Below are 24,565 nucleotides of genomic sequence, written 5' to 3'. Positions count from 1 at the left end.
AATATCGCTAGACCCTTATTTTATTCTCGTTACAATATACGGCATTCATTTATCACTAATAGAATAAAATAACGGATAATATCATGGCACAGTATGTATTTACGATGAATCGTGTGGGGAAAATTGTTCCGCCAAAGCGATACATTTTAAAAGATATCTCTTTAAGTTTCTTCCCGGGCGCTAAGATTGGTGTTTTGGGTCTTAATGGCGCAGGTAAATCAACACTGTTACGTATTATGGCGGGTGTGGACACTGAGATTGAAGGTGAGGCGCGCCCACAACCTGGGATTAAAATTGGTTACTTACCACAGGAACCAAAGCTAAATCCGGAGCAAACAGTGCGCGAGGCAGTCGAAGAAGCGGTTGGTGAAGCTAAAGGTGCCTTAGCACGTCTTGATGCTGTTTATGCAGCTTACGCTGATCCTGATGCAGACTTTGATAAACTGGCAAAAGAGCAGGCAGAGCTTGAAGCGATTATCCAGACTCATGATGCACATAACCTGGATAACCAATTAGAACGTGCAGCAGATGCACTACGTTTACCCGCGTGGGACGCTAAAATTGAACACCTTTCTGGTGGTGAGCGTCGTCGTGTTGCGATTTGTCGTTTACTGTTAGAAAAGCCGGATATGCTCTTACTGGACGAGCCAACCAACCACTTAGATGCTGAATCTGTTGCGTGGCTTGAGCGCTTCCTGCATGACTATGAAGGTACTGTTGTGGCTGTTACCCATGACCGTTACTTCTTAGATAATGTGGCTGGCTGGATTTTAGAGCTTGACCGTGGTGAGGGTATTCCTTGGGAAGGTAACTATACTTCATGGCTTGAGCAAAAAGATCAGCGTTTAGCGCAAGAAGCATCGGCTGAAGCGGCACGTCGTAAATCGATTGAAAAAGAACTTGAGTGGGTACGTCAAAATCCAAAAGGACGTCAGGCGAAGAGTAAAGCACGTTTGGCTCGCTTTGATGAACTTAATAGTTCAGACTATCAAAAACGTAATGAAACCAATGAGTTATTTATTCCACCTGGAGCGCGTTTAGGGGACAAAGTCATCGAGGTTGAGCACTTAACTAAATCTTATGGTGATCGCGTTCTGATCGATGATCTCTCTTTCACTATTCCTAAAGGTGCGATTGTTGGTATCATCGGGCCAAATGGTGCCGGTAAATCAACGTTATTCCGTCTGTTATCCGGTAAAGAGCAACCAGATTCAGGAACGATTACTTTGGGTGAGACTGTACAACTGGCATCAGTTGATCAGTTCCGTGATAGTATGGATGGTAAAAAGACAGTGTGGGAGGAGATCTCTCACGGTCAGGATATCATGCGTATTGGTAACTTTGAAATCCCGAGCCGTGCTTATGTTGGCCGTTTTAACTTTAAAGGTGTTGATCAGCAAAAACGTGTGGGTGAATTATCCGGTGGTGAGCGTGGTCGTGTCCATTTAGCTAAACTATTGCAAGTGGGTGGCAACGTATTGTTACTGGACGAACCGACCAATGACCTTGATATTGAAACGTTACGTGCGCTTGAGAATGCCCTATTAGAGTTCCCAGGGTGTGCGATGGTCATTTCCCATGACCGTTGGTTCCTAGACCGTATCGCAACACATATTCTGGATTATCAGGATGAAGGTCACGTAGAGTTCTTTGAAGGTAACTTTACTGAGTACGAAGAGTGGAAAAAACGGACTTTAGGTGCTGAAGCACTTGAGCCAAAGCGTGCTAAATATAAGCGTATGGTGAAGTAAGAGTTCTTTTAATTTAGAGTGAGAAAAAGCGCACTTCGGTGCGCTTTTTTATTGCTGGTTTGTCGGGGGATTTGCGAGTTATTCGAATTGCGTTGGCGAGCGGCGTGCGCCGCTCTGGCGCAATGAGTTTTATTGGTGTGGCTGCTTATTCCGTGGGACTTGATGGCCTAGCGCACCCTATAGGCGCCCGTTCGTCAGGCTCACTAAGACCTATAAGGTACGCTCTCCATCAATCAAAGCCTCATCATTGTTGACAGAATACTACCTAAATACTAAATAGATACTGAAATATCCAATAAGAATATTTGTGAGGGTTAGATAATTATTAAATGTTGATGTGGTGATGATAACTTTTGAATATTTAATAATGAAAAATCAATAAGTTAGATATCATACATGAAATTAATTTCTTTAATAAAATCAATGGGTTATGAATTTATATTATTAAGTGATATTTTACTAGGGCTCGTGTAAATCTAGAGAAAAGAAGTGTTCTGTTCCGCTTTCAGCGACTTTGCCTTGATTGATGGCGACCATATTCCAGAGGTCTTAGCGAGTCCCCGAGCGGTCGCCTCTGGTGTATGGTAGGCCACCAAGCTCACAGAACTAACAGCATTACTAAAAAGATCACGCCAGCGGGGCGTGCTCCCCGCTCAAAACCCTGCTAATAACAACGCAGAAAAAAATTGCGCATGGGCGGCTGAACCTATAACCAAAAAATAAACCTTAATTATTTTCTTTATTCTTCTTCGCTTTTTTCAGTTTATTTAAAATCTTCTTATGAATACCGCCAAAGCCACCATTGCTCATCACCAAAATAACATCATTTGGTTTAATCGCTTTATCGATCATATCCACCAGTAAATCCAGATCACCCGACCAGTGTGCCGGCTGAATACATTTTTCTGTAATATCAAGCACCAGCCATGGTAACTGCTCTGGTTGATAGATAAAGACTTCATCAGCACGCCCAAGAGATGGAGCCAGTTCATCTTTACTGATACCGAGTTTCATCGTATTTGAACGTGGTTCAAGTACCGCTAAAATGCGGCGATTAGCACCAACTTTGCTGCGTAATGCTTCAAGTGTAGCTAAAATTGCGGTTGGATGGTGAGCAAAATCATCATAAATTTGCACGGTATCGACTTCACCATACAGCTCTAAACGACGTTTAGCATTCACAAATGTGCCTAAAGCTTCACAGGCTTTTTTCGGTTCAATACCAACGTTACGAGCAGCAGCAATCGCCATTAATGCATTATGCATATTATGCTCACCAACTAAACTGTATTTCACTTCGCCCACTTCGTTGCTATTGAAGAACACTTTAAAATGGCTGGCATCAGGTGACAGGCGTTTGACTTCCCACCCGGTGCTTGATTCAGTAAATTCCTGCTCACTCCAACAGCCTTTCGCTAATACCTGTTTGAGGTTAGAATCATCTTTTGGTGAAATAATTTTACCTTTACTTGGCACCAAGCGAACAAGATGCTGGAATTGTTTTTGGATAGCACTCAGATCATCAAAAATATCGGCGTGATCAAACTCTAAGTTATTCATAATCAGTGTTTTTGGACAATAATGAACAAACTTAGAACGCTTATCAAAGAACGCACAGTCGTACTCATCGGCTTCGATCACAAAGAAATTACTCTCACCTAAACGGGCAGAGATTTCAAAATTACCCGGAACACCACCGATCACAAAGCCGGCTTTATAATCACAGCACTCTAAAATCCAGTTCACCATACCTGCCGTGGTTGTTTTACCGTGCGTACCAGCAACAGCAATTACCCAGCGCTCGCGCAGTACATTGTCATGTAACCACTGTGGTGCTGAAACATAAGGCAGGTTATTATCCAAAATGTATTCAACGCAAGGATTACCCCGTGATAGGGCATTACCAATAATAATTAAATCAGGGGCTGGCTTGAGTTGCTCAGGATCATAGCCTGTGATTACCTCAATATTTTCTTTTTCAAGCAGTGTGCTCATCGGCGGATAGACGTTTTGGTCTGAGCCAGTCACTTTATGCCCTAAGGATCTGGCAATTAAGGCGATTCCACCCATAAATGTACCGCAGATACCAAGAATATGAATATGCATGAGATAATGTCCTTCCTAAATATTTTATTATGCTACCGGCCACAAATGACGTACTAACAGCTGAACGTTTTGATTGCCTCTGAAATCATTAATATCTAAATTATACGCTAATTTGATTCTTTTTATTGAGAGGTCAGGCCATTGTAATGTATCAACATTAAAAGCGATACCCTCAATAAGTGGCCCGCCGTCCGCTGGTTCGATAACGATTTTTAGATGTTTGTCGCCAACAATACGTTGTTGATGCAACTTAAATTCACCGTCAAACATCGGTTCTGGAAAACCTTGCCCCCACGGCCCTCCCTCTTGTAAAACTTTAGCAGTTTCACAATTAAACCAATCTTTGTCCAGTGGTCCATCAGATAACACAATGTTATTGAGCATAGCTTCATCGATCATTTCAGATGTCAGTTGTTCAAAACGTTGTTTAAAGATGTCGAGCTTATGTTCTTCAATGGTTAAACCAGCCGCCATCGCATGGCCACCAAAACACATGATTAAATCAGGATAGAGCGTATCTAAACGTTCCAGTGCATCTCGTAAATGGAAACCAGGAATTGAACGACCAGACCCTTTTAACTGATTATTGCCCGCCGCGGCAAAAGAGATCACAGGACGATAAAATTTGTCTTTAATTCGGGCTGATAAAATACCAATCACACCCTGATGCCACTCTGGATGGTAAATGACCAGACTACTTGGAATTTCCTGCAGCGTGGTTTCGATCTGCTGGACAAATGCCATTGCTTCAATCTGCATGGATTGTTCAACGTCACGGCGCGTGCTGTTTAAGGCATCGAGTTCTGTGGCCATTTCGGTTGCTTTGGCATAGTCTTCACACAGCAGCAGCTCAATTCCTAAGGACATGGTTTCCATACGTCCGGCAGCATTCAGGCGTGGCGCTAAGGTAAAACTTAAATCTGTGGTTGTTAGTTTACTTTGATCTTTTTTAGCGATATCCAGCATCGCTTTAATACCTGCACAGCAATAACCTGAGCGAATACGGCTTAAGCCCTGATGTACTAAAATTCGGTTGTTATTATCTAAAACTACCACATCAGCTACAGTTCCAAGTGCCACTAAATCCAGTAAATTAGCCAGGTTAGTTTCCGCTAACTGGTTTTTACTAAACCAATCCATTTGACGCAAATGTGCACGTAGTGCCAGCATAAAATAGAAAGCAATACCAACACCAGCCAGATTCTTGGATGGGAAAGTACAATTGGATAAATTGGGATTGATAATCGCATCGGCATCTGGCAGCGTTAAGGCCGGTAAATGGTGATCTGTGATAATCACTTTTAAGCCGTGGGCATGAGCAAAATCGACCCCTTCAAAAGAGGAAATACCATTATCAACGGTAATAATTAGCTCTGCTTTTTGTTCGATAGCACGTTTAACAACGTTGATCCCAAGACCATAGCCATCTTCAAAACGGTCAGGAACAATATAATCAACAAACTTTGCACCCATGTAACGAAGCGCTTTAACCATTAAAGCGGTACTGGTTGCACCGTCGGTATCAAAGTCACCAACGACCATAATTCGTTGCTGTTGGCTGAGTGACTGATACAAAACGTCTACAGCATTATCAATACCATTGAGTTGCTTGTAGTTTAATAAACCACTGGCACTACGTTCAAGTTCATCGGATGAGCGAATGCCTCGCAATGCATAGATGCGACGCAGTAGTGGATGTATGTCATCAGAAAGAGCAGCGCTATCAACCAGTGGTGCTCGCTGTTGTAGTATTTTGTTCATGTGTATTACAAGTAAAGCATATTTGGGCTATCAGCAGTTACTGATAGCCATTTTATAGAGTAATTAATTACCGAAACGACGATCAAGCATCGTTTTTAATTCTGCTGGAGGAACATAACCTGATACTAATTGTCCGTCAGCAAGTACGATCGCAGGTGTACCTGTGATACCGATTTGGCGGCCAATCTGGTAATGGTTAGCAACATATGGCACCATGCTATTAGCAGCAACAACACGACCACCTTTATAAGCATTATCCAGTGCAGCGCGGCGATCAGATGAACTCCAGATAGATTGCATATCTTTCGCTACCTGGTTATCAAGTCCCTGACGTGGGTAAGCTAAGTAGCGAATAGTAATACCAAGTTTATTGTATTCATCTGCTTCGTCATGCAGTTTCTTACAATAGCTACAGGTAATGTCAGTAAATACCGTGATGACATACTTCTCATTAGCCGCTTTATAAACGATTGCATCTTTAATCACAGATTTAACTAAATCAGCAATAATGCTATTAGCGATATTTTCCGGATTACCGTTTTGTACGTTGTAAATTGGTCCCTGAGAGACATATTTACCGTCATCAGAAACATAGAAAATGCCCTGAGGAGTTAATACTGTTTTCAGACCACTGATCGGTGAACTGGTGATTTTTACACCATTACTCTGCACACCTAAATTATTTAGAGTGTTTAAAATATCTTTATCATTTGCCAGAGCATTCCCTGCTACAAGCGAACCAATAAGTCCTAATGATACAATAATTTTTTTCATTTTTACTTTCCTGTTTAAGATGTACTAAACCACCGAACTTAGAATTCACTATGCGCGTGGGTGATGCTGTTGATGTAGCTTCTTGAGTCTCTCCGTTGCTACATGGGTATAAATTTGTGTGGTTGATAAGCTGCTATGACCAAGTAACATTTGTACAACGCGCAAGTCTGCACCATGATTTAACAGATGGGTAGCAAATGCGTGACGTAAAACATGAGGTGAAAGTGCTTCAACATTTATCTCAGCTAGTATGGCATAATATTTTATACGATGCCAGAAAGTCTGACGGGTCATTTTTTTACCTAAACGGCTAGGGAATAAAACATCGACCGGGCCTTCTTTCAGCAGGTCATCGCGCCCATATTTGAAATAATATTCCAGCCAGTAGATCGCCTCTTCACCTAAAGGAACAAGGCGCTCTTTATTACCTTTACCGATAATCCGAATCACGCCCTGACGAATACTCACATCATTTATTTCTAGCCCGACCAGTTCAGAAACACGCAGCCCGGTAGCATAAAGTACTTCCAGCATGGCTTTGTCTCTCAGTTCAACCGGATCGATTGGTTCCGCTGTACTTGGTGCCTGTAATAGGGCTTCAACCTGATTTTCTGTTAGATCTTTAGGTAGATTTTTAGGGAGTTTAGGTGATGCCAGCGGTGCGGTAGGATCATCTTCCCGGTACTTTTCCCGGTAGAGATATTGATAAAGACGGCGAATCGCACTGAGCAGACGGGCAGAACTTGTTGCCTTATAACCTTCCTGTACTCGCTGCATCAAAAAATCTTGCAGATGCATGGTTTGGGCAGAAAGAATAGTCTCTTCCTGACGCTGTAGTGATTTAACTAAAGCCTGCAAGTCCAGTTTATAGGATTGCACCGTATTTTCTGCCAGATTACGTTCCAGCCAGAGCGAATCCAGAAATTGCTCAATTAACACGGTATCCTGCGACATATTAAATCCTGTTTACCCGACAAATTAAATCATATCCCCGGATTATAGCAATTTTTGACAGTAATGGTTATCAATTCTATTAATTGGCATGATTGTGTATATTCATATTAACCTCTTTTTTATATCCCATTGATAGTGATTTTCTGTATTTTCGTATGTAAAAATAGGAACTCAGAAGCTCTTTTAGTTGAGTTTTGCGACATGTTTTAAAAAGTAATAACACATTAATTTATTAGATAATATTAAGCATATAGGGTAAATTACTAAAAAATTGGAGCTTGAATATTTTTTAGAGTATTTGAGTGGATTCTGTTAATTCTATAAATCGTTTTCTAAAAATATATGATGAAATGTATTAAAGCTATCTTACTAATTTGTGTACTACCCCCGCTTTGGGGGTGCGATAATTCTACAGCTGTAATTGGTTATATTACACCTCCTGATTATATGGCTCCTCCTAATGGCCTGGATCTAGAGATGACTAGCGAAAAGCTAGAGGGGGTTTTTTATACAGCACTGCAAGGATTGCCAATTGAGAAAATAGAGATACGCACTAGAGGATCAAAAAATTATCCGGTTAATATCACTGTAAAAGAAGGGTATGAAATGGATGAGAAAATGAAGCAGGAAATTCTCAATAAATTAGAAGACTATAAAAAGAGTTTGGTATTTATTACTGATGAAGATGGTGCTTTAGTTTCTGCACAACAAGTTATGGAAGATGATGTTGAGTCTATCAAAGACGAAGATAAACCATATTATTTTTTATCTTCCTGGCGTAGTGTATATATGAAAGTTTATACAGTGAAGCCTTCTGGTTATTATGACCGAAGTCAGACTACAGTTTTGTGTATATTATCCGTTTACCCCAAAATCATAGAAGGTGCTGAAATTAATCAATATTCTTCATCAGAAAGGAATATACCGGTTTTTGAAAGTCTTGATGGAAAGCCATTTATAGTTGGTTTTGACGATAAATATAATACAGTACTTACCAGAGATTTAGGTACATCAAAAAGTATTTTTGGTGGTTTTGGTCGTTTGGATATTAATGGTAGTTTACATTCTCACTGCTGGCGAAAACTAAAAAATGACACAGAGGTTTTATATGAGGTAATTTATCCGGCAAAGGTTCTTGATTATTTTAAACTGGAGAAGTAGTCACTATTTTAAATGATATAGATAGGGCACGGTTGCTATCATCTAATTTGTCCATGTAACTCATAACGCTTTTTATAAATCATGCAGTTATAGTTATAAAAAAAGCGCCATCAGGCGCTCTTTTAAAAAATTATATCTTACTTAACACGTGATACGTATTCACCAGAACGGGTATCCACTTTCACGATTTCACCGATTTGGATAAATAGTGGTACACGGACAACAGCGCCTGTTGATAATGTTGCTGGTTTACCGCCAGTACCTGCTGTATCACCTTTGAGGCCAGGATCTGTTTCAGTGACTTCCAGCTCAACAAAATTTGGTGGAGTGACTGCGATTGGCTGACCATTCCAAAGTGTAAGTACACACTCAGCTTGTTCAACTAGCCATTTTGCGTTATCACCAACAGCTTTAGCATCTGCTGCAAGTTGTTCAAATGAGGCATTATTCATGAAGTGCCAGAACTCACCATCGTTATAAAGATAAGTTAAGTTCATATCCATAACGTCTGCTGTTTCAACGGTATCACCAGATTTAAAAGTCTTCTCAACAGTTTTACCTGATAATAATTTACGAATTTTTACGCGGTTGATCGCCTGACCTTTACCCGGTTTATAAAATTCGTTTTCGATAATTGCACAAGGCTCGCCATCTTGCATTATTTTCAGGCCAGCTTTAAACTCATTAGTACTTACAGACGCCATGAGAAGTCCCCAACTAAAATCCAGTTAATAAAAAATGACGAACATTATACTTCAAAAAATGCCAGCACCCAATAGAGAAGATTGGATTTTACAGCTAAACGATGTAATTACAGACCCGGCAACACTTTTTAACCGTCTTAATTTAGATATTACTCAGTTATCTGCACAAGATTTACTGGCTAAAAAACAGTTTCCTTTACGTGTACCTGAGGCTTTTGTCAGTCGGATGAAAAAAGGCGACTGGAACGATCCGCTGTTACTACAAGTTCTCTGTTCACACAAAGAGTTAGATGTAGTTGACGGCTTTAGTGGCGATCCGCTGGAAGAACAACAAAATTTTATTCCGGGGCTTTTGCATAAATACCATAACCGGGCTCTGCTTATCACTAAAACAGCTTGTGCGATTAATTGCCGTTATTGTTTCCGCCGGCATTTCCCTTATGACCAGAATCAGGGTAATAAAACCAACTGGCAGCAGGCTCTGGATTATATTGTGGATCATCCCGAGCTGGATGAGATTATTTTGTCCGGCGGTGATCCTTTAATGGCAAAAGATAGTGAGATGGACTGGCTGATCACGCAAATTGAAGCGATTCCTCATGTAAAACGACTACGTATTCATACGCGTATGGCAGTGGTGATTCCTGCTCGTATCACGGATGAGCTTTGTGAAAGATTTATGCAATCTCGCTTACAAATTATTCTGGTCACTCATATCAATCATCCCAATGAGATCGATGACAGTGTTAAGCTGGCGATGTATAAACTTAAGCAGCATCAGGTCACTTTATTAAATCAGGGTGTTTTGCTCAAAGGAGTGAATGATTCAGCTGATGTTTTAGTCAAACTCAGTGTGCAGCTGTTTGAAGCGGGTATCCTCCCTTATTACCTGCATGTGCTGGATAAAGTACAAGGGGCTGCTCATTTTCTGATAAGTGATGAACAGGCGCGTCAATTAATGCGTGAACTGGCAAAGCGTGTTTCTGGTTATTTAGTCCCAAAATTGACCCGCGAAGTCGGTGGTGAAAAGAGTAAAACCACATTACATTATTAATTGTAGATCTATTAATAATAAATATTTATTAATTTTTATTGCATAATTAATCAAAAAATATTGGCTTTGTTTCGGCAATATTATATATTTACTCTTTTATGTTACCGCAATAAAGCGGAACAGGTGTTTTTGAAGAGAAAATGATTATGCAAAACCCAAATAATAATCCGGCAAAGACTGGTGCGGTTGTTACATTAACTGATGCTGATTTAGATCAATACCTGAAAAATATTGATGTTCTCTCTATTATGGAAAAAACCTTTGCCGCTTTTGCTAAAGGCCAGGTCGTTCAGCCATCTCAAACATTAACGCTGTTCCCGGAAGATCGTGGTGACTTTATTACCTATCAGGGGGCGCTCAGCCATTTTAACGTCTTTGGCGCCAAACTTTCTCCTTACATTCCAACCGCTGGTGCGCCAATTATTACCGCCTGGACGATGCTGATGTCGATGGAAACAGGTTTACCTTTACTGCTTTGTGATTCAGGTCGTTTAACCCGCGAAAGAACAGCGGCAACGACAGCTCTGGCAGTTAAAAAATTAGCGCCGGCAGAGAGTAAGATCCTGACTATCATCGGGACTGGTGCAATTGGTAAAGCCCATTTAATGCATACACTTAAATTGCGTGACTGGCAGGAGATTCGTTTGTATTCACTGGATTTAGTGCGTGATACTGAAAAACAGCAAGCGTTTAAAGCTATCGACTCACGTATTGTCGTTTGTGACAGCGCAAAAGCTGCTGTTCATCTGTCTGACGTGGTGATGTTATGTACTTCATCAGGTAAGCCGGTGATTGATGTGAATGATATTGGTAAACAAGCACTGATTACTTCAATCAGTACTAATGTGGCACAAGCGCATGAGATCGATCCAAAGGCATTAAATAGTATGCATGTTTACTGTGACTATAAAGCGACCACACCAGCCAGTGCTGGTGAAATGGTGCTCGCTGCCAGAGATCACGGCTGGTCTGCCGGTAAAATTGTGGGTGATCTGACTGATCTTTGTAGCCCTAGTCCAATAAAACCAGCTTATGACAAATCCATCTTTTTCCGTTCAATTGGCTTAGGAATTGAAGATATTGCCATTGCTTATGCAATTTACAGTCAATTTTAAGTTATTGATTTTATTAAAGAAATTTATTTAAGTGTTTGAATTTACTCTATTTATCTGAAAGATAAACAGATATCAGAATTAATATTAAGAATATAAAACGAGTTATATATGAAAATAGAACGATTTGGTGTTGAGCGTTGGATGGATATTTATGAAAACCAATGCGAATATAATTTAGCAGAAACCTGTGTTGAGTCATTAACTGTTGAGCAGCTGCTGACTATTGCTGGTAAAAAAGATCAGTTTCTATCTGACTTATTACCAATGAAACTCACTTATGGTGCGATTATTGGTTCTGAATCTTTGCGTACCAGTATTGCAAAATTATTCACTAATCAAAATAAAGATAATGTTCTGATCACGCATGGCGCTATCAGTGCTAACTCACTGGTTTATGAAACTCTGGTTGAGCCAGGTGATCATGTGATTGCTGTTCTGCCAACTTATCAGCAGCATCAGTCTATTCCTAAAAGTTATGGTGCTAAAGTTGATCTGCTAAGACTACATGAAAAAAATGGTTTCTTACCTGATCTGAACGAACTAAAACAACTCATCACACCAAAAACCAAGTTAATTGCCATTAACAATCCAAATAATCCGTCAGGTTCTTTAATGGATGAAGCGTTTTTACGTGAACTGGTTGAAATTGCTAAATCTTGTCATGCTTATGTGTTATGCGATGAAGTCTACCGTGGACTTGATCAAGTGGGTAACGGCTTTACTGCATCGATTGTTGATTTATATGAAAAAGGTATCAGCACCGGCAGTATGTCTAAAGCCTACTCTTTAGCAGGTTTGCGTTTAGGCTGGATGGTGAGTAATCTGCCTGAGTTTTTAGAAGAAGTGGTAACACACCGTGACTACAACACCATCAGCGTTGGTATGATCGATGATTATCTGGCGGCAATGGCATTAAGTAATGTGGATAAAATCCTTGAGCGTAGCAGAAGTATTACACGCGCTAATTTAGCAGTACTTGATGAGTGGGTAGCAAAAGAGCCATTAATCTCTTTCACTAAACCAAAATCAGGCACAACAGCGCTATTAAAACTTGAGTTTGATATGTTGTCCTGGGACTTCTGCGTGAAATTACTGGAAGCGACCGGCGTAATGCTTTGCCCGGGTAGCGTGATGGAGATGGAAGGCTACGTGCGTATTGGTTATGCAAATAATATTGATGTTTTAAAACAAGGGCTGGCAAAAATGTCTGAGTTTTTGAAGACATTAAATAAGACAAATGCTTAAGTCTGTTTGTCAGTTGAGGAATGAAGTTTGATTAATCCAATTAATAAAGCAGTATTAACTGCACAAAATATTCATAAACGTTTTGGTGATCATAAAGTCCTTAAAGGTATTGATATGGTTGCCCGCAGCCATGATGTGGTCAGTATTATCGGCTCCAGTGGCTCCGGGAAAAGTACCTTTTTGCGCTGTTTAAACTTACTGGAAACACCTGATGCCGGTACATTGAATATTAATGGAGAAGTGATTGTGTTTGATGGTAGTAAACATCATCAACACAGTAAGCAGCTTATCGCGATTCGTAAGCAAGTGAGTATGGTCTTTCAGAGTTTCAATTTGTGGAGCCACATGTCTATTTTAGATAACGTAACCGTTGTGCCAACTAAAGTGCTTGGTTTATCTAAAAAAGAAGCCGTTGAACGTGCTGAGATGTATCTGAATAAAGTGGGTATTTATGATAAACGCCATGCTTACCCGGCAATGCTCTCTGGTGGACAGCAACAGCGCTGTGCTATTGCCCGTGCTTTAGCTGTTGAACCACAGATTTTATTATTTGATGAGCCAACGTCAGCACTTGACCCGGAATTGGTGGGTGAAGTGTTACGTATCATTCAACTCCTGGCGGAAGAAGGCCGCACCATGGTACTGGTTACCCATGAGATTGCCTTTGCACGTGAAATTTCCAGTCAGGTATTATTTATTCATCAAGGACTTGTGGAAGAACGAGGTACCTCTGCTGATGTATTTGGTAATCCAAAATCAGAGCGTTGTCGTCAGTTTTTACAAAGTGTCTTGTCTTAAGATTAACAGCGTTATTTTACCCTTATGAGGTTGAGGTTATGAAAAAGTTAGTTCAGCTTTCGTCACTAATGATTTGTGCAGTTTTATCTTTTAATACAATGGCGGCAGAAAAGCCACTGAGAATCGGTACAGAGTGTACGTATCCTCCATTTACTTACCGTGATTCAGCGGGCAATATCGAAGGTTTTGACGTTGATATCGCGCGTGAAGTTTCTAGCCGCATGGGGCGTACACCTGAGTTTGTGTGTAATCCTTTTGCCAGTTCAATTCCGGCACTGCAAGCACGTAAATTTGATGTGTTATTTACTGCGATCTCTGTCACTGAAGAGCGCTCTAAAACTGTAAACTTCAGTATTCCTTACCGTTCTTCAATTGGACGTTTTGCGGGTGCTTCTTCTTTGGATATTGAATTATTCAATGCTGACGGTACGCCAAATCCAAAAGCACTGGAAGGTAAAGTGATCGGTTTACAACGTTCATCAACATACGACCGTTATGTTCAGGAAAACTTCCCAGGTGTGGAAGTGCGTCGTTATGATACAGCTCATAACATGAACTTAGATTTAAAAGCGGGTCGGGTTGATTTGATTGTTGGTAGTGGTGTGAACTTATGGTCGACATTGGTTGAGCCAGATGGTGAAAACTTTAAATTTATCGGTCCAGAGCTAGATAAACCAGAATATTTTGGTATCGGTGTTGCTGCGGCAATGCGTAAAAATGATGTTCAGTTACAAGAACAAGTGAATGCTGCGCTTGAATCAATGTATGCAGATGGAACGTTTAAAACCATTAACTTAAAATACTGGTCATTCACCGTCTTACCATCAGTATGGCAATAATTTAGTGCCTGCCTTTGGGCAGGTACTGGCCGATATTTGGAGTTTTAGATGTCATTCTTTTTAGGTTGGGAAAGTGAAATTGCTCGTGGTGTTGTTATGACACTGGTCGTGGCGTTTATTTCCCTCTTTTTTGGTTTAATTATTGGTGTCAGTGTTGCTAGTGCCAAGCAGGCAAAATCAAGAATCTTACGGTTTTTGGGTAATACTTATACGACAGTGATTCGGGGTACCCCGGAGCTGCTGGTTATCTTTTTTGCCTATTTTGGTAGTACGATGCTGGCATCTTACCTTGTCAGTGCGTGGGTGGGCGAAGATGAATACGTAGAGGTGCCAACAATTGTTGCGTGTGTCTTCTCACTAAGTATTATCTTTGGTGGTTATGCCGCAGAATCTATTCGTGGGGCTATGCTTGCTCTGCCTAAAGGTCAAATTGAAGCTGCGTATGCTTATGGATTCTCTCGCTACCAATGTTTTATGGTGGTTAAGTTACCTTTAATCTGGCGTTATGCGTTGCCTGCTCTGGGGAATAACTGGTTATCGTTAATTAAATCTACTTCTTTAATTTCACTCGTAGGACTGGAAGAACTCATGCGTATGAGTTCTATTGCTGCCGGTGAAACCCAACATTACTTCCGTTTTTATGTTATCGCGGCTGCGCTATATTTGATTTTAACACTGATCAATGTGGTGATTTTGGAAGTATTAGAACGACATAGTCGTCGTAGTGAAAAGGCGGCCATGTAATGGGTATAGAATTAATTATTGAGAGCTTACCAAGCCTGACACAAGGCTTGTTTGTTACCCTTCAGCTATTACTTTGTGCCTTGGTATTTGGTCTGGTGATTGCGCTGCCAATGGCAATTATGTGGGTTGAAGGGTATAAACCATTCCGCTATTTAGCGGTATTTTATGTGACTTTCTTTCGGGGTACACCGCTTCTGGTTCAGGTTTTTTTAATTTATTACGGACTGGGCCAGCTGGAGTGGGTGCGTACCAGTTTACTGTGGCCGGTGTTTAAAGAGCCCTTCTTTTGTGCAGCACTAGCACTGAGTTTAAATACCTCAGCTTATACTGCTAACATCATTCGTGGTGCAATTAAAGCGGTACCTTTTGGTGAGATTGAAGCCGGGCGTGCATTTGGTATGAGTAAATTTACGTTATACCGCACAGTGATTCTTCCTCAGGCATTTAAACTGGTTCTGCCAGCTTATGGTAATGAAATCATTATTATTTTAAAAGCGACATCTCTGGCAAGTACCATCACGATTATGGATTTAACTGGTGTGGCAAATGATATTGTCTCTAATACGTACCGGCCTTATGAGATCTTTATTACCGCAGCGCTGTTCTATATTGCGATTACGTTTGTGTTAACACGTCTGTTTAGAATTGTTGAGGGCAGAGTGAATAAACAATTACCAGACTGGTAATTATTCATTAATATTATTGAAAGAGGTTTTTGTGGCGCAACTACCATTAACGGTGTCAGAACAAAATAGCTTACTGACTTTTGCCAAAAAGCTGGCTGATACCAGTCGTAGCATTATTTTAGATTCATTAAAAAATCCGATTGTATTTGATACTAAAAGTGATTTAAGTCCGGTGACGGTCATTGATCAGAAAGTTGAGAAGTCACTGCGCGACTTGATTACGGAGTCTTATCCAGAACATGGTATTTTGGGGGAAGAATACGAGTCAGAAAAACTCGATGCTGATTATGTCTGGGTTATCGACCCAATTGATGGTACCAAAGCATTTGTGACGGGTCTTCCTGTTTACGGTACGTTGATTTCACTGACTTATAAAGGAGTACCGTTTATCGGTATTATCGATCACCCATTTACCAGCGAACGTTGGGTCGGGATTGATGGTCAGGTTACGACTTATAATGACAAGCCTGTTTCTACTCGTCAGTGTAGTAAACTAGCTGATGCGATTGTCTCTATTGGTAATCCGGAATCACTCAGTAGTGGCGAAACTGCAAATTTCACCAAGCTTTGCCAGCAGACTAAGTGGCGCGTTTATGGTGGAAGTTGTTACGTTTATGCTCGCTTGTCTTCCGGTCAAATTGATATCAGTGTTGATAGTGGTTTAGATCCTTTTGATTACTGTGCGCTTGATGTGGTAATCCGCAATGCGGGCGGAATCTTAACCGACTGGGAAGGGAAGCGTCTTTCCATTCATTCTGGTCACCGGGTGGTGGCGAGTGGTGATAAAGAATTGCATCAGGAAGTGATTAAGGTTTTAGCGGGCGCATAGTTTTTATCGTTAGTTTTTGGTTTGGTGTTGTTATTTAGCATGGGTTTTGGGTGGGGCACGCTCCCCGCCAAATACCCTGCTAATTACATAGCAGAACAAAAAATTGCGCATGGGCGGCGCAGTCCGCCCTCAATCCAAACTTTAATTACCCACAATACTAAAAAGCGATAGACAAAAAAGGCGCCTTTCTAAAAGACGCCTTATAATAGATTTAATAAAGATCTTATTTAATCTTCGACTTCAAATGATCAAGAATACTATCAAGTTTAATCATGGTCTTCTCGGCAGCTTTACGGTATTTATATTCTACTTCACCGTTATCCAGATTACGTTCACCAATTACCACCATATGCGGAATACCGATAAGTTCAGCATCAGCAAACATGACACCCGGGCGTTCTTTACGATCATCAAATAATACTTCAACACCAGCAGCCTGCAGATCCGCATAAAGTTTTTCTGCTACTTCTTGTACGCGTGGTGATTTATGCATATTCATTGGAATGATAACAACGCTAAATGGCGCGATTGCATCTGGCCAGATAATACCTCGTTCATCGTTATTTTGCTCAATAGAGGCAGCTACAATTCGGGTTACACCAATACCATAACAGCCCATTGCCATTGCTTGATTTTGGCCGTCTTCCATTTGCACCGTTGCTTTCATCGCTTCAGAGTATTTAGTTCCTAGCTGGAAGATATGCCCTACTTCAATACCACGTTTGATTTGTAGCACGCCTTTACCATCCGGGCTTGCATCACCTTCAACCACGTTACGAATATCAGCAACACGTGGCAGGGCAACATCACGTTCCCAGTTAATATTGAAATAGTGTTTATCATCAATATTAGCGCCGGCGCCAAAATCACTCATCACAGCTACAGAGCGGTCGATCACAATTGGCATTGGCAGATTAATTGGACCTAAAGAACCAGGACCAGCGCCAACAATTGCACGGATTTCTGCTTCTGTCGCAAATTCAAGTGGTGATGCCACGATATCAATTTTTTCTGCTTTCACTTCATTCAGATTATGATCACCACGGACAAGTAGAGCAACCAGTTTATGGCCGCTCTCTTTAGTGGCTTTAACCATCAGTGTTTTAACTGTTTTTTCAATCGGTAAATTAAATTGCTCAACCAGCTCAGCAATGGTTTTTGCGTTTGGTGTATCAACCAACTCCATCGCTTTTGTTGGTGCAGGGCGAGTCACATTTGGGGCAACGGCTTCTGCCAGCTCAATATTTGCCGCATAATCAGACTCAGTTGAGAAGATTACATCGTCTTCACCGCTTGATGCCAGAACCTGGAATTCATGGGAGTAGCTACCACCAATAGAACCGGTATCTGCTTGTACTGCACGGAAATCTAAACCAATACGGGTAAAGATGTTGCTGTAAGCACGGTACATGTCGTCATAGGTTTCTTGCAGAGATTCACGCGAAGTATGGAATGAGTAAGCATCTTTCATAATAAATTCACGTGAGCGCATTACACCAAAGCGTGGACGAACTTCATCACGGAATTTAGTCTGAACTTGATATAAATTTATTGGTAATTGTTTATAAGAACTCACTTCATTACGCAGTAAATCGGTAATAACCTCTTCATGCGTTGGACCAAGGACGAAATCACGCTCACCACGATCTTTTAAACGCAGTAATTCCGGGCCATATTGTTCCCAGCGACCGCTCTCCTGCCAGATATCGGCTGGTTGTACAACCGGCATCAGCACTTCGATCGCGCCTGCTTTATTCATCTCATCACGAACAATATGTTCTACTTTTTGTAATACACGCACACCAGTAGGTAACCAGGTATATAAACCTGAAGCTAGTTTACGGATTAAGCCCGCTCTTAACATAAGTTGATGACTGATAACTTCAGCATCAGCCGGAGTTTCTTTTAAAGTAGAAAGTAAATATTTGCTTGTGCGCATAATCTTTTCCAGTCCTGTTCAGGATAAATTCAGAGTAAAAATAGCGATAAATTTAATAACTCAGTAGTTTAACAGGCAAAAAGCGAACTCAAAAGAGGGAAGCAGGAAGAAATTTCGATTTATGTTATGTCTTTGGGAGTAAATGAGGATTTAAATTTAAAAATAGTTGTTAATTTTTCGGTTGTAGTGATAGTTTATTTTTCTTTATGCTATATCGGTAGAGTAGACGCAAGGAACAAAAATATGAAACTCACTGACGATATTATGTATAAAGCATTGGTTGAAAAAGATCCTGCATTTGAAGGTGTATTTTTTGCTGGTATTAAGACAACAGGCATTTTTTGTCGTCCTACTTGTAGTGCGCGTAAACCAAAATCGGAAAATGTAGAGTATTTCGCTGATTCTCATGAGGCGATTTTAAAAGGTTATCGTCCATGTAAAATCTGTAAACCACAGCGTTTACCTGATGAAACACCCGCTTACATCGAGTCACTACTGGCTGAAATTGAAGAGTATCCGGATCGTAAAATTAAAGATGCCGATTTAGAACAAAAAGGCATTGAGCCACATACGGTCAGACGCTGGTTTATAAAGCATCATGGCATGACGTTTCAGGCTTACCAACGTACATATCGTATTAATTCAGCATTTAAGAAAATTCAGGAAGGTGGCGGAGTTTTAGATAGTGCTTATGATAATGGTTTTGAGTCATTAAGTGGGTTTAATGATTCCTTTAAGGCTATTTTTGGTGTCTCGCCTTCGAAGGCCAAAGAACAAAACATTATTAATTTAATGCGTCTGGAGACACCTATTGGCACCATGTTTGCTGGCGCAACTGATAAAGGGATATGTCTGCTTGAATTCACCGATCGTAAATCACTGGAAACGGAACTTAAGTTTTTAACAAAACGTTTTAATGCTGTGATTGTACAAGGTAAAAATGCGCATATTGATACATTAAAAGCCCAGCTAGCAGAATATTTTATCGGTAAACGTCGGGACTTTGATGTATCACTTGATACTGCGGGCACTGAATTTCAGGAACAAGTCTGGCAGGTTTTACGTAAAATTCCTTATGGTGAGCTTTGGAGTTATCAACAAGAAGCTAATCTGCTTGGTAAACCAAAAGCTGTCAGGGCTGTTGCTAATGCCAATGGCATGAACCGAATGAGCATTATTATTCCTTGTCATCGCGTTATTGGATCTGATGGTAAATTAACCGGATATGGTGGCGGTTTATGGCGTAAAAACTGGTTACTTGAGCTGGAAAAGAAATATAAATCAGTATAAAAACTTTTCGGATAGGTAGGGCAAACATTTTATCATCTTGCCCTATTTTATTTATACAGATCAGTCTGTTACCTGTTGTCTTTGGATTTAATAAACAATCACCTTTAAAACTGGTATAATCATCCCCAATTTTGATTAACACAGCGATTCAATTAATTCAGATTTCATGACAGAACCTAAATTTATTCATCTCCATGTTCATAGTGACTTCTCTATGATTGATGGTATGGCAAAAACCAGCTCTCTTGTGAAGCAAGCGGCAAAAATGCGCATGCCGGCTTTGGCGATCACAGATTTTACCAATTTTTGTGGACTGGTTAAGCTCTACAGTACCTCTCTTGGACAGGGTGTTAAGCCAATTATCGGTGCTGATTTAGATATTCGTAGTGATGATCTGGGTGATGAAGTTTACCGTGTCACTGTACTGACAATGAATAATGCCGGTTATAAAAATCTGACTCTGCTTATCTCTGAGGCCTATCAACGAGGTTATATTGGCGATGGTCCGGTGGTTGACCGGGACTGGCTGATTAAGCATCAGGAAGGTCTGATTATTCTTGCCGGACGTAAAAGTGATGTTGGCTTTGGTGTCATTCGTGGTAATCAGGCTTTAGTTGATAATGCTTTGCAGTTTTATCAAACACATTTCCCTGAGCGTTTCTATCTGGAATTGGTTCGAACAGGTCGCGAAAATGAAGAACTTTATGTCGAACAGGCTGTAAAATTAGCTGAACAGTATGAACTTCCTGTTGTTGCCACTAATGATGTCTGTTTTTTAAGTGCAGATGACTTTGACGCGCATGAAATTCGGGTCGCTATTCATGATGGTGATACTTTAGATGATCCAAAACGCCCGAAAAAATACTCCCCACAGCAATACTTCCGTAGTGAACAGGAAATGTGTGAGCTGTTTGCCGATATTCCGGAAGCATTAGTTAATAGCGTTGAAATTGCTAAGCGTTGTAATGTTTCAATCCGACTTGGTGAAAACTTTTTACCGCAGTTTCCGTCGGGTGATATGTCAACCGAAGAGTATCTGGTACATAAATCAGAAGAGGGTTTAGAAGAGCGTCTGGAATTTTTATTCCCTGACCCAGCTGTGCGGGCTGAAAAGCGTGGTGAATATGATGAGCGTCTGAAGATTGAACTGGACGTGATCAATCAGATGGGATTCCCAGGTTACTTCTTAATCGTAATGGAATTTATTCAGTGGTCAAAAGATAATGGTGTGCCTGTTGGTCCTGGACGTGGTTCTGGTGCTGGTTCTCTGGTTGCTTATGCTTTAAAAATTACTGATTTAGACCCTCTTGAATTTGACCTGCTATTCGAACGATTCTTAAATCCTGAGCGGGTTTCTATGCCTGACTTTGACGTTGACTTCTGTATGGAGAAACGGGACTTAGTTATTGATCACGTAGCAGAAATGTATGGTCGAGATGCCGTATCACAAATTATTACTTTTGGTACTATGGCGGCTAAAGCAGTTATCCGTGATGTAGGCCGTGTACTGGGTCATCCTTATGGCTTTGTAGATCGTATTTCAAAATTGATTCCACCCGATCCGGGTATGACGCTGGAAAAAGCGTTCGAAATAGAGCCACAGTTGCAAACGTTATATGACGGCAATGAAGAAGTTAAAGCGCTGATCGATATTGCTCGCCAGTTAGAAGGCGTGACGCGTAATGCCGGTAAACACGCCGGTGGTGTGGTGATTTCACCAACCAAGATCACTGACTTCTCACCAATTTATTGTGATCCGGAAGGCCATCACCCGGTGACACAGTTCGATAAGAATGACGTGGAATACGCAGGTCTGGTTAAGTTCGACTTCTTAGGGCTTAGAACGCTGACTATTATTGACTGGGCGCTGAAGATGATTAACGAGCGCTTAGAGAAAGAAGGCAAAGAGCCTATTGATATTGCTCGTATTCCACTGGATGATCAGGTTGCATTTGATGTACTTTTAAAAGCCGAGACAACTGCGGTATTCCAGCTGGAATCTCGCGGTATGAAAGATTTGATTCGTCGTTTAAAACCCGACTGCTTTGAAGATATGATTGCTCTGGTAGCCTTGTTCCGTCCAGGGCCATTACAATCCGGCATGGTAGATAACTTTATCGACCGTAAACACGGTCGTGAAGCGGTTTCTTATCCGGATAATCAATATCAGCATGAGTCCTTAAAACCGATTTTAGAACCAACCTACGGTATTATCTTGTATCAGGAACAGGTGATGCAGATTGCGCAGACTCTGTCTGGCTATACGCTGGGTGGTGCGGACTTATTACGCCGGGCAATGGGTAAGAAAAAACCGGAGGAAATGGCAAAACAGCGCTCAGTATTTAAAGAAGGTGCAGAGAGCTGTGGTATTGACGGCGAACTTTCTATGAAGATCTTTGACTTAGTAGAAAAATTTGCTGGTTATGGTTTTAACAAATCTCACTCCGCTGCTTATGCGCTGGTTTCTTACCAGACTCTTTGGCTTAAAGCGCACTATCCGGCTGAATTTATGGCTGCGGTAATGACCGCTGATATGGATAATACGGATAAAATCGTCAGTCTGGTCGATGAGTGCTGGCGCATGGGTCTTAAAGTCAATCCACCAGATATTAACAGCGGTCTGTATCATTTCCATGTCAACGAACGTGGTGAGATCGTTTACGGTATTGGTGCGATTAAAGGTGTGGGTGAAGGCCCGATTGAGGCGATTGTAGAAGCACGTAATCAGGGTGGTTACTTTAAAGATATTTTTGAACTTTGTGCTCGGTCAGACATGAAGAGGATTGGTAAGCGGGTGCTGGAAAAACTCACACGAGCAGGTGCGTTTGACCGTTTAGGACCTCATAGAGCAGCGATTTTACACAGTATTAATGATGCGACACAAGCGGCAGAGCAACACGCTAAAGCGATGGAAATTGGGCAAGGCGATATGTTTGGAGTGCTGGCAGAACAACCAGAACAAGTTGAACATGCTTACGCCAATGTGCCACCGCTACCTGAACAGGTTATTTTAGATGGTGAACGTGAGACGTTAGGGCTTTATTTAAGTGGTCATCCCATCACTCAGTATTTGAAAGAGCTTGAACGTTATACCAGTAGTTCCCGTTTAAGTGAGGTTGTGCCAACTGATTGGGGTAAATCGACTACGATTGCCGGACTGGTCTTGACCGCCAGAGTACGTATCACTAAAACGGGTAAACGTATTGGTTTATGCACGCTGGATGACCGCTCCGGTCGTATTGAAGCGATGCTTTTTGGTGAAACTCTGGAAAGATATGAACATTTGCTGGTGGAAGATAAAATCTTAATTGTCTCTGGTCAGGTGAGTGTCGATGACTTTAATGGCGGTTTTAGAATGTCAGCCAGAGAAGTGATGGATCTGAGTGAAGCGCGGGAAAAATATGTGCGTGGTCTGGCAATTTCTCTTGATAGTGCTCAGATTAATCGTACTTTAATGCAGAATCTACAGCAGACATTCGAGCCACATAAAAATGGTACTGTGCCGGTAAATCTCTATTATCAGCGTGCAGATGCCAGAGCGCGAGTCCGTTTTGGTACCAAGTGGCGGGTCACTCCAAATGATAAGTTACTGGTCGATCTTAAGTCATTACTGGGTAATGAGCAGGTTGAACTTGAGTTTGAATAATAGTGAATAACCATGATTAAAATTTGTTTATATAAATCAATTAGTTATTGTTTAAAAGAATAAACTGGTTTAATTTTGTAGCGATCTAAGGCGATTACATAGTAAAATTAGCCAATTTTATAAAAGCGAGCTGGCTCTCGTCAGCAAACATAAAAAGAGTGTGATTATGAATAATTTTTTGGATTTTGAAAAACCAATTGCAGAGCTGGAAGCAAAAATTGACTCATTAAGTCATTTAGAGTCAGAAGGGATGCAGTTGGATGTTAATCTTGACGAAGAAATTAAACAACTACATAAAAAAAGCAAAGAATTAACCAAGAAAATCTTTTCTGATTTAACTGCCTGGCAGGTTGCGCAACTGGCGCGTCATCCAAATCGCCCTTATACACTTAACTATGTTAAAGAAGTGTTTACTGATTTTGATGAACTGGCTGGTGATCGTGCTTTTGCTGATGATAAAGCTATTGTTGGCGGTATCGCACGTATTGATGGTCGTCCGGTTATGGTGATCGGTCATCAAAAAGGCCGTGAAACAAAAGAAAAAATCCGTCGTAATTTTGGTATGCCGGCGCCTGAAGGCTATCGTAAAGCATTGCGTTTAATGCAAATGGCTGAGCGTTTTAATATGCCAATTATTACTTTTATTGATACGCCGGGTGCATATCCGGGTATTGGAGCAGAAGAACGTGGTCAGTCAGAAGCTATCGCACGTAACCTGCGTGAAATGTCGCGCCTTAAAGTACCAACTATCTGTACTGTAATTGGTGAAGGTGGTTCTGGTGGTGCTCTGGCAATTGGTGTTGGTGATAAAGTGAATATGCTGCAATACAGTACTTATTCTGTTATTTCACCAGAAGGCTGTGCTTCTATCCTATGGAAAAGTGCAGACAAAGCCCCTGTCGCTGCTGAAGCGATGAATATGACAGCTGATCGTTTGAAAAAATTAGGTTTAGTTGATGCTGTTGTACCTGAACCATTAGGTGGTGCACACCGTAATTTTGAGAAGATGGCTGCATCTTTGAAAAAACAATTAGTATCTGATCTGGAAGAGTTAAGCGAACTGACTCAGGAAGAACTGCTTGAACGTCGTTATGAACGTTTAATGAGTTATGGGTATGTACGTTAATTTATCAAAAGACTAAAAATATCCCTGTATAGGGATATTTTTT

Annotated in this window: 19 protein-coding genes; 13 read left to right on the top strand and 6 right to left on the bottom strand. The window is 41.0% G+C overall.

Annotated features, from left to right (window positions below; translation table 11 throughout):
* Positions 1-83: 83 nt before the first annotated feature.
* Positions 84-1,751: an energy-dependent translational throttle protein EttA gene (gene ettA / locus IPMB12_RS01190; protein WP_166914140.1), complete on the top strand. Its 1,668-nt coding sequence runs from the start codon at positions 84-86 to the stop codon at positions 1,749-1,751.
* A gap of 726 nt (positions 1,752-2,477) precedes the next feature.
* On the opposite strand, the gene mpl is transcribed toward ettA, so the two are convergent.
* The 4 genes from mpl to xerD form a co-directional block, all read right to left on the bottom strand.
* Positions 2,478-3,857, bottom strand: a complete 1,380-nt coding sequence (gene mpl / locus IPMB12_RS01185) for a UDP-N-acetylmuramate:L-alanyl-gamma-D-glutamyl-meso-diaminopimelate ligase (protein WP_166914138.1) — start codon at positions 3,855-3,857, stop codon at positions 2,478-2,480.
* 27 nt (positions 3,858-3,884) lie between these two features.
* Entirely contained in the window at positions 3,885-5,618 is a 1,734-nt protein-coding gene (gene recJ / locus IPMB12_RS01180) for a single-stranded-DNA-specific exonuclease RecJ (protein ID WP_166914136.1), read from the bottom strand.
* A 63-nt stretch (positions 5,619-5,681) separates the two neighbouring features.
* On the bottom strand, positions 5,682-6,392 hold the full coding sequence (gene dsbC, locus IPMB12_RS01175) for a bifunctional protein-disulfide isomerase/oxidoreductase DsbC (protein WP_166914134.1): 711 nt from the start codon (positions 6,390-6,392) through the stop codon (positions 5,682-5,684).
* Between the two features lie 48 nt (positions 6,393-6,440).
* Positions 6,441-7,346, bottom strand: a complete 906-nt coding sequence (xerD, locus tag IPMB12_RS01170) for a site-specific tyrosine recombinase XerD (protein ID WP_166914132.1) — start codon at positions 7,344-7,346, stop codon at positions 6,441-6,443.
* Between the two features lie 477 nt (positions 7,347-7,823).
* Between xerD and IPMB12_RS01165 the strand changes: the two genes are divergently transcribed.
* Positions 7,824-8,507, top strand: a complete 684-nt coding sequence (locus IPMB12_RS01165; protein WP_166914130.1) for a hypothetical protein — start codon at positions 7,824-7,826, stop codon at positions 8,505-8,507.
* Between the two features lie 137 nt (positions 8,508-8,644).
* On the opposite strand, the gene efp is transcribed toward IPMB12_RS01165, so the two are convergent.
* Positions 8,645-9,211, bottom strand: a complete 567-nt coding sequence (gene efp / locus IPMB12_RS01160) for an elongation factor P (RefSeq protein ID WP_166914128.1) — start codon at positions 9,209-9,211, stop codon at positions 8,645-8,647.
* Between the two features lie 34 nt (positions 9,212-9,245).
* On the opposite strand from efp, the gene epmB reads away from it, so the two are divergent.
* From epmB to hisN, 8 genes are all read left to right on the top strand, one after another.
* On the top strand, positions 9,246-10,265 hold the full coding sequence (epmB, locus tag IPMB12_RS01155; RefSeq protein ID WP_166914125.1) for an EF-P beta-lysylation protein EpmB: 1,020 nt from the start codon (positions 9,246-9,248) through the stop codon (positions 10,263-10,265).
* Between the two features lie 140 nt (positions 10,266-10,405).
* The gene (locus IPMB12_RS01150) at positions 10,406-11,380 is read left to right on the top strand and encodes an ornithine cyclodeaminase family protein (protein ID WP_407704055.1); all 975 of its coding nucleotides are present in this window, start codon (positions 10,406-10,408) and stop codon (positions 11,378-11,380) included.
* A gap of 108 nt (positions 11,381-11,488) precedes the next feature.
* On the top strand, positions 11,489-12,625 hold the full coding sequence (locus IPMB12_RS01145) for an aminotransferase (RefSeq protein ID WP_166914122.1): 1,137 nt from the start codon (positions 11,489-11,491) through the stop codon (positions 12,623-12,625).
* Between the two features lie 30 nt (positions 12,626-12,655).
* The gene (locus IPMB12_RS01140) at positions 12,656-13,423 is read left to right on the top strand and encodes an ABC transporter ATP-binding protein (RefSeq protein ID WP_407704062.1); all 768 of its coding nucleotides are present in this window, start codon (positions 12,656-12,658) and stop codon (positions 13,421-13,423) included.
* Positions 13,424-13,461: 38 nt separating this feature from the next.
* Positions 13,462-14,262 (top strand): transporter substrate-binding domain-containing protein, encoded by an 801-nt coding sequence (locus IPMB12_RS01135; protein WP_166914120.1) that lies wholly within the window; start codon positions 13,462-13,464, stop codon positions 14,260-14,262.
* A 48-nt stretch (positions 14,263-14,310) separates the two neighbouring features.
* The gene (locus IPMB12_RS01130; RefSeq protein ID WP_166914118.1) at positions 14,311-15,006 is read left to right on the top strand and encodes an ABC transporter permease; all 696 of its coding nucleotides are present in this window, start codon (positions 14,311-14,313) and stop codon (positions 15,004-15,006) included.
* Positions 15,006-15,692: an ABC transporter permease gene (locus tag IPMB12_RS01125; RefSeq protein ID WP_166914116.1), complete on the top strand. Its 687-nt coding sequence runs from the start codon at positions 15,006-15,008 to the stop codon at positions 15,690-15,692. The genes IPMB12_RS01130 and IPMB12_RS01125 overlap by 1 nt, the downstream gene beginning before the upstream one ends.
* A 31-nt stretch (positions 15,693-15,723) precedes the next feature.
* On the top strand, positions 15,724-16,521 hold the full coding sequence (gene hisN / locus IPMB12_RS01120) for a histidinol-phosphatase (protein ID WP_208293519.1): 798 nt from the start codon (positions 15,724-15,726) through the stop codon (positions 16,519-16,521).
* Between the two features lie 223 nt (positions 16,522-16,744).
* Here the strand turns inward: hisN and proS are convergent, their stop codons facing one another.
* Positions 16,745-18,460, bottom strand: coding sequence for a proline--tRNA ligase (gene proS / locus IPMB12_RS01115; protein WP_166914114.1), 1,716 nt, complete (start codon positions 18,458-18,460; stop codon positions 16,745-16,747).
* Positions 18,461-18,703: 243 nt separating this feature from the next.
* Here proS and IPMB12_RS12200 point away from each other — a divergent pair, with 243 nt between their 5' ends.
* The 3 genes from IPMB12_RS12200 to accA all read left to right on the top strand — a co-directional run bounded on the left by IPMB12_RS12200 (position 18,704) and on the right by accA (position 24,522).
* Positions 18,704-19,750, top strand: coding sequence for a bifunctional transcriptional activator/DNA repair enzyme AdaA (locus IPMB12_RS12200; RefSeq protein ID WP_166914112.1), 1,047 nt, complete (start codon positions 18,704-18,706; stop codon positions 19,748-19,750).
* A gap of 166 nt (positions 19,751-19,916) precedes the next feature.
* On the top strand, positions 19,917-23,396 hold the full coding sequence (gene dnaE / locus IPMB12_RS01105; protein ID WP_166914110.1) for a DNA polymerase III subunit alpha: 3,480 nt from the start codon (positions 19,917-19,919) through the stop codon (positions 23,394-23,396).
* A 163-nt stretch (positions 23,397-23,559) separates the two neighbouring features.
* Positions 23,560-24,522 (top strand): acetyl-CoA carboxylase carboxyl transferase subunit alpha, encoded by a 963-nt coding sequence (gene accA, locus IPMB12_RS01100; protein WP_166917648.1) that lies wholly within the window; start codon positions 23,560-23,562, stop codon positions 24,520-24,522.
* Positions 24,523-24,565 lie beyond the last annotated feature (43 nt).

The sequence above is a fragment of the Zophobihabitans entericus genome (assembly GCF_011745665.1).
Taxonomy (GTDB): Bacteria; Pseudomonadota; Gammaproteobacteria; order Enterobacterales; family Orbaceae; genus Zophobihabitans; species Zophobihabitans entericus.
This window is presented reverse-complemented; position numbering and strand designations above follow the sequence as displayed.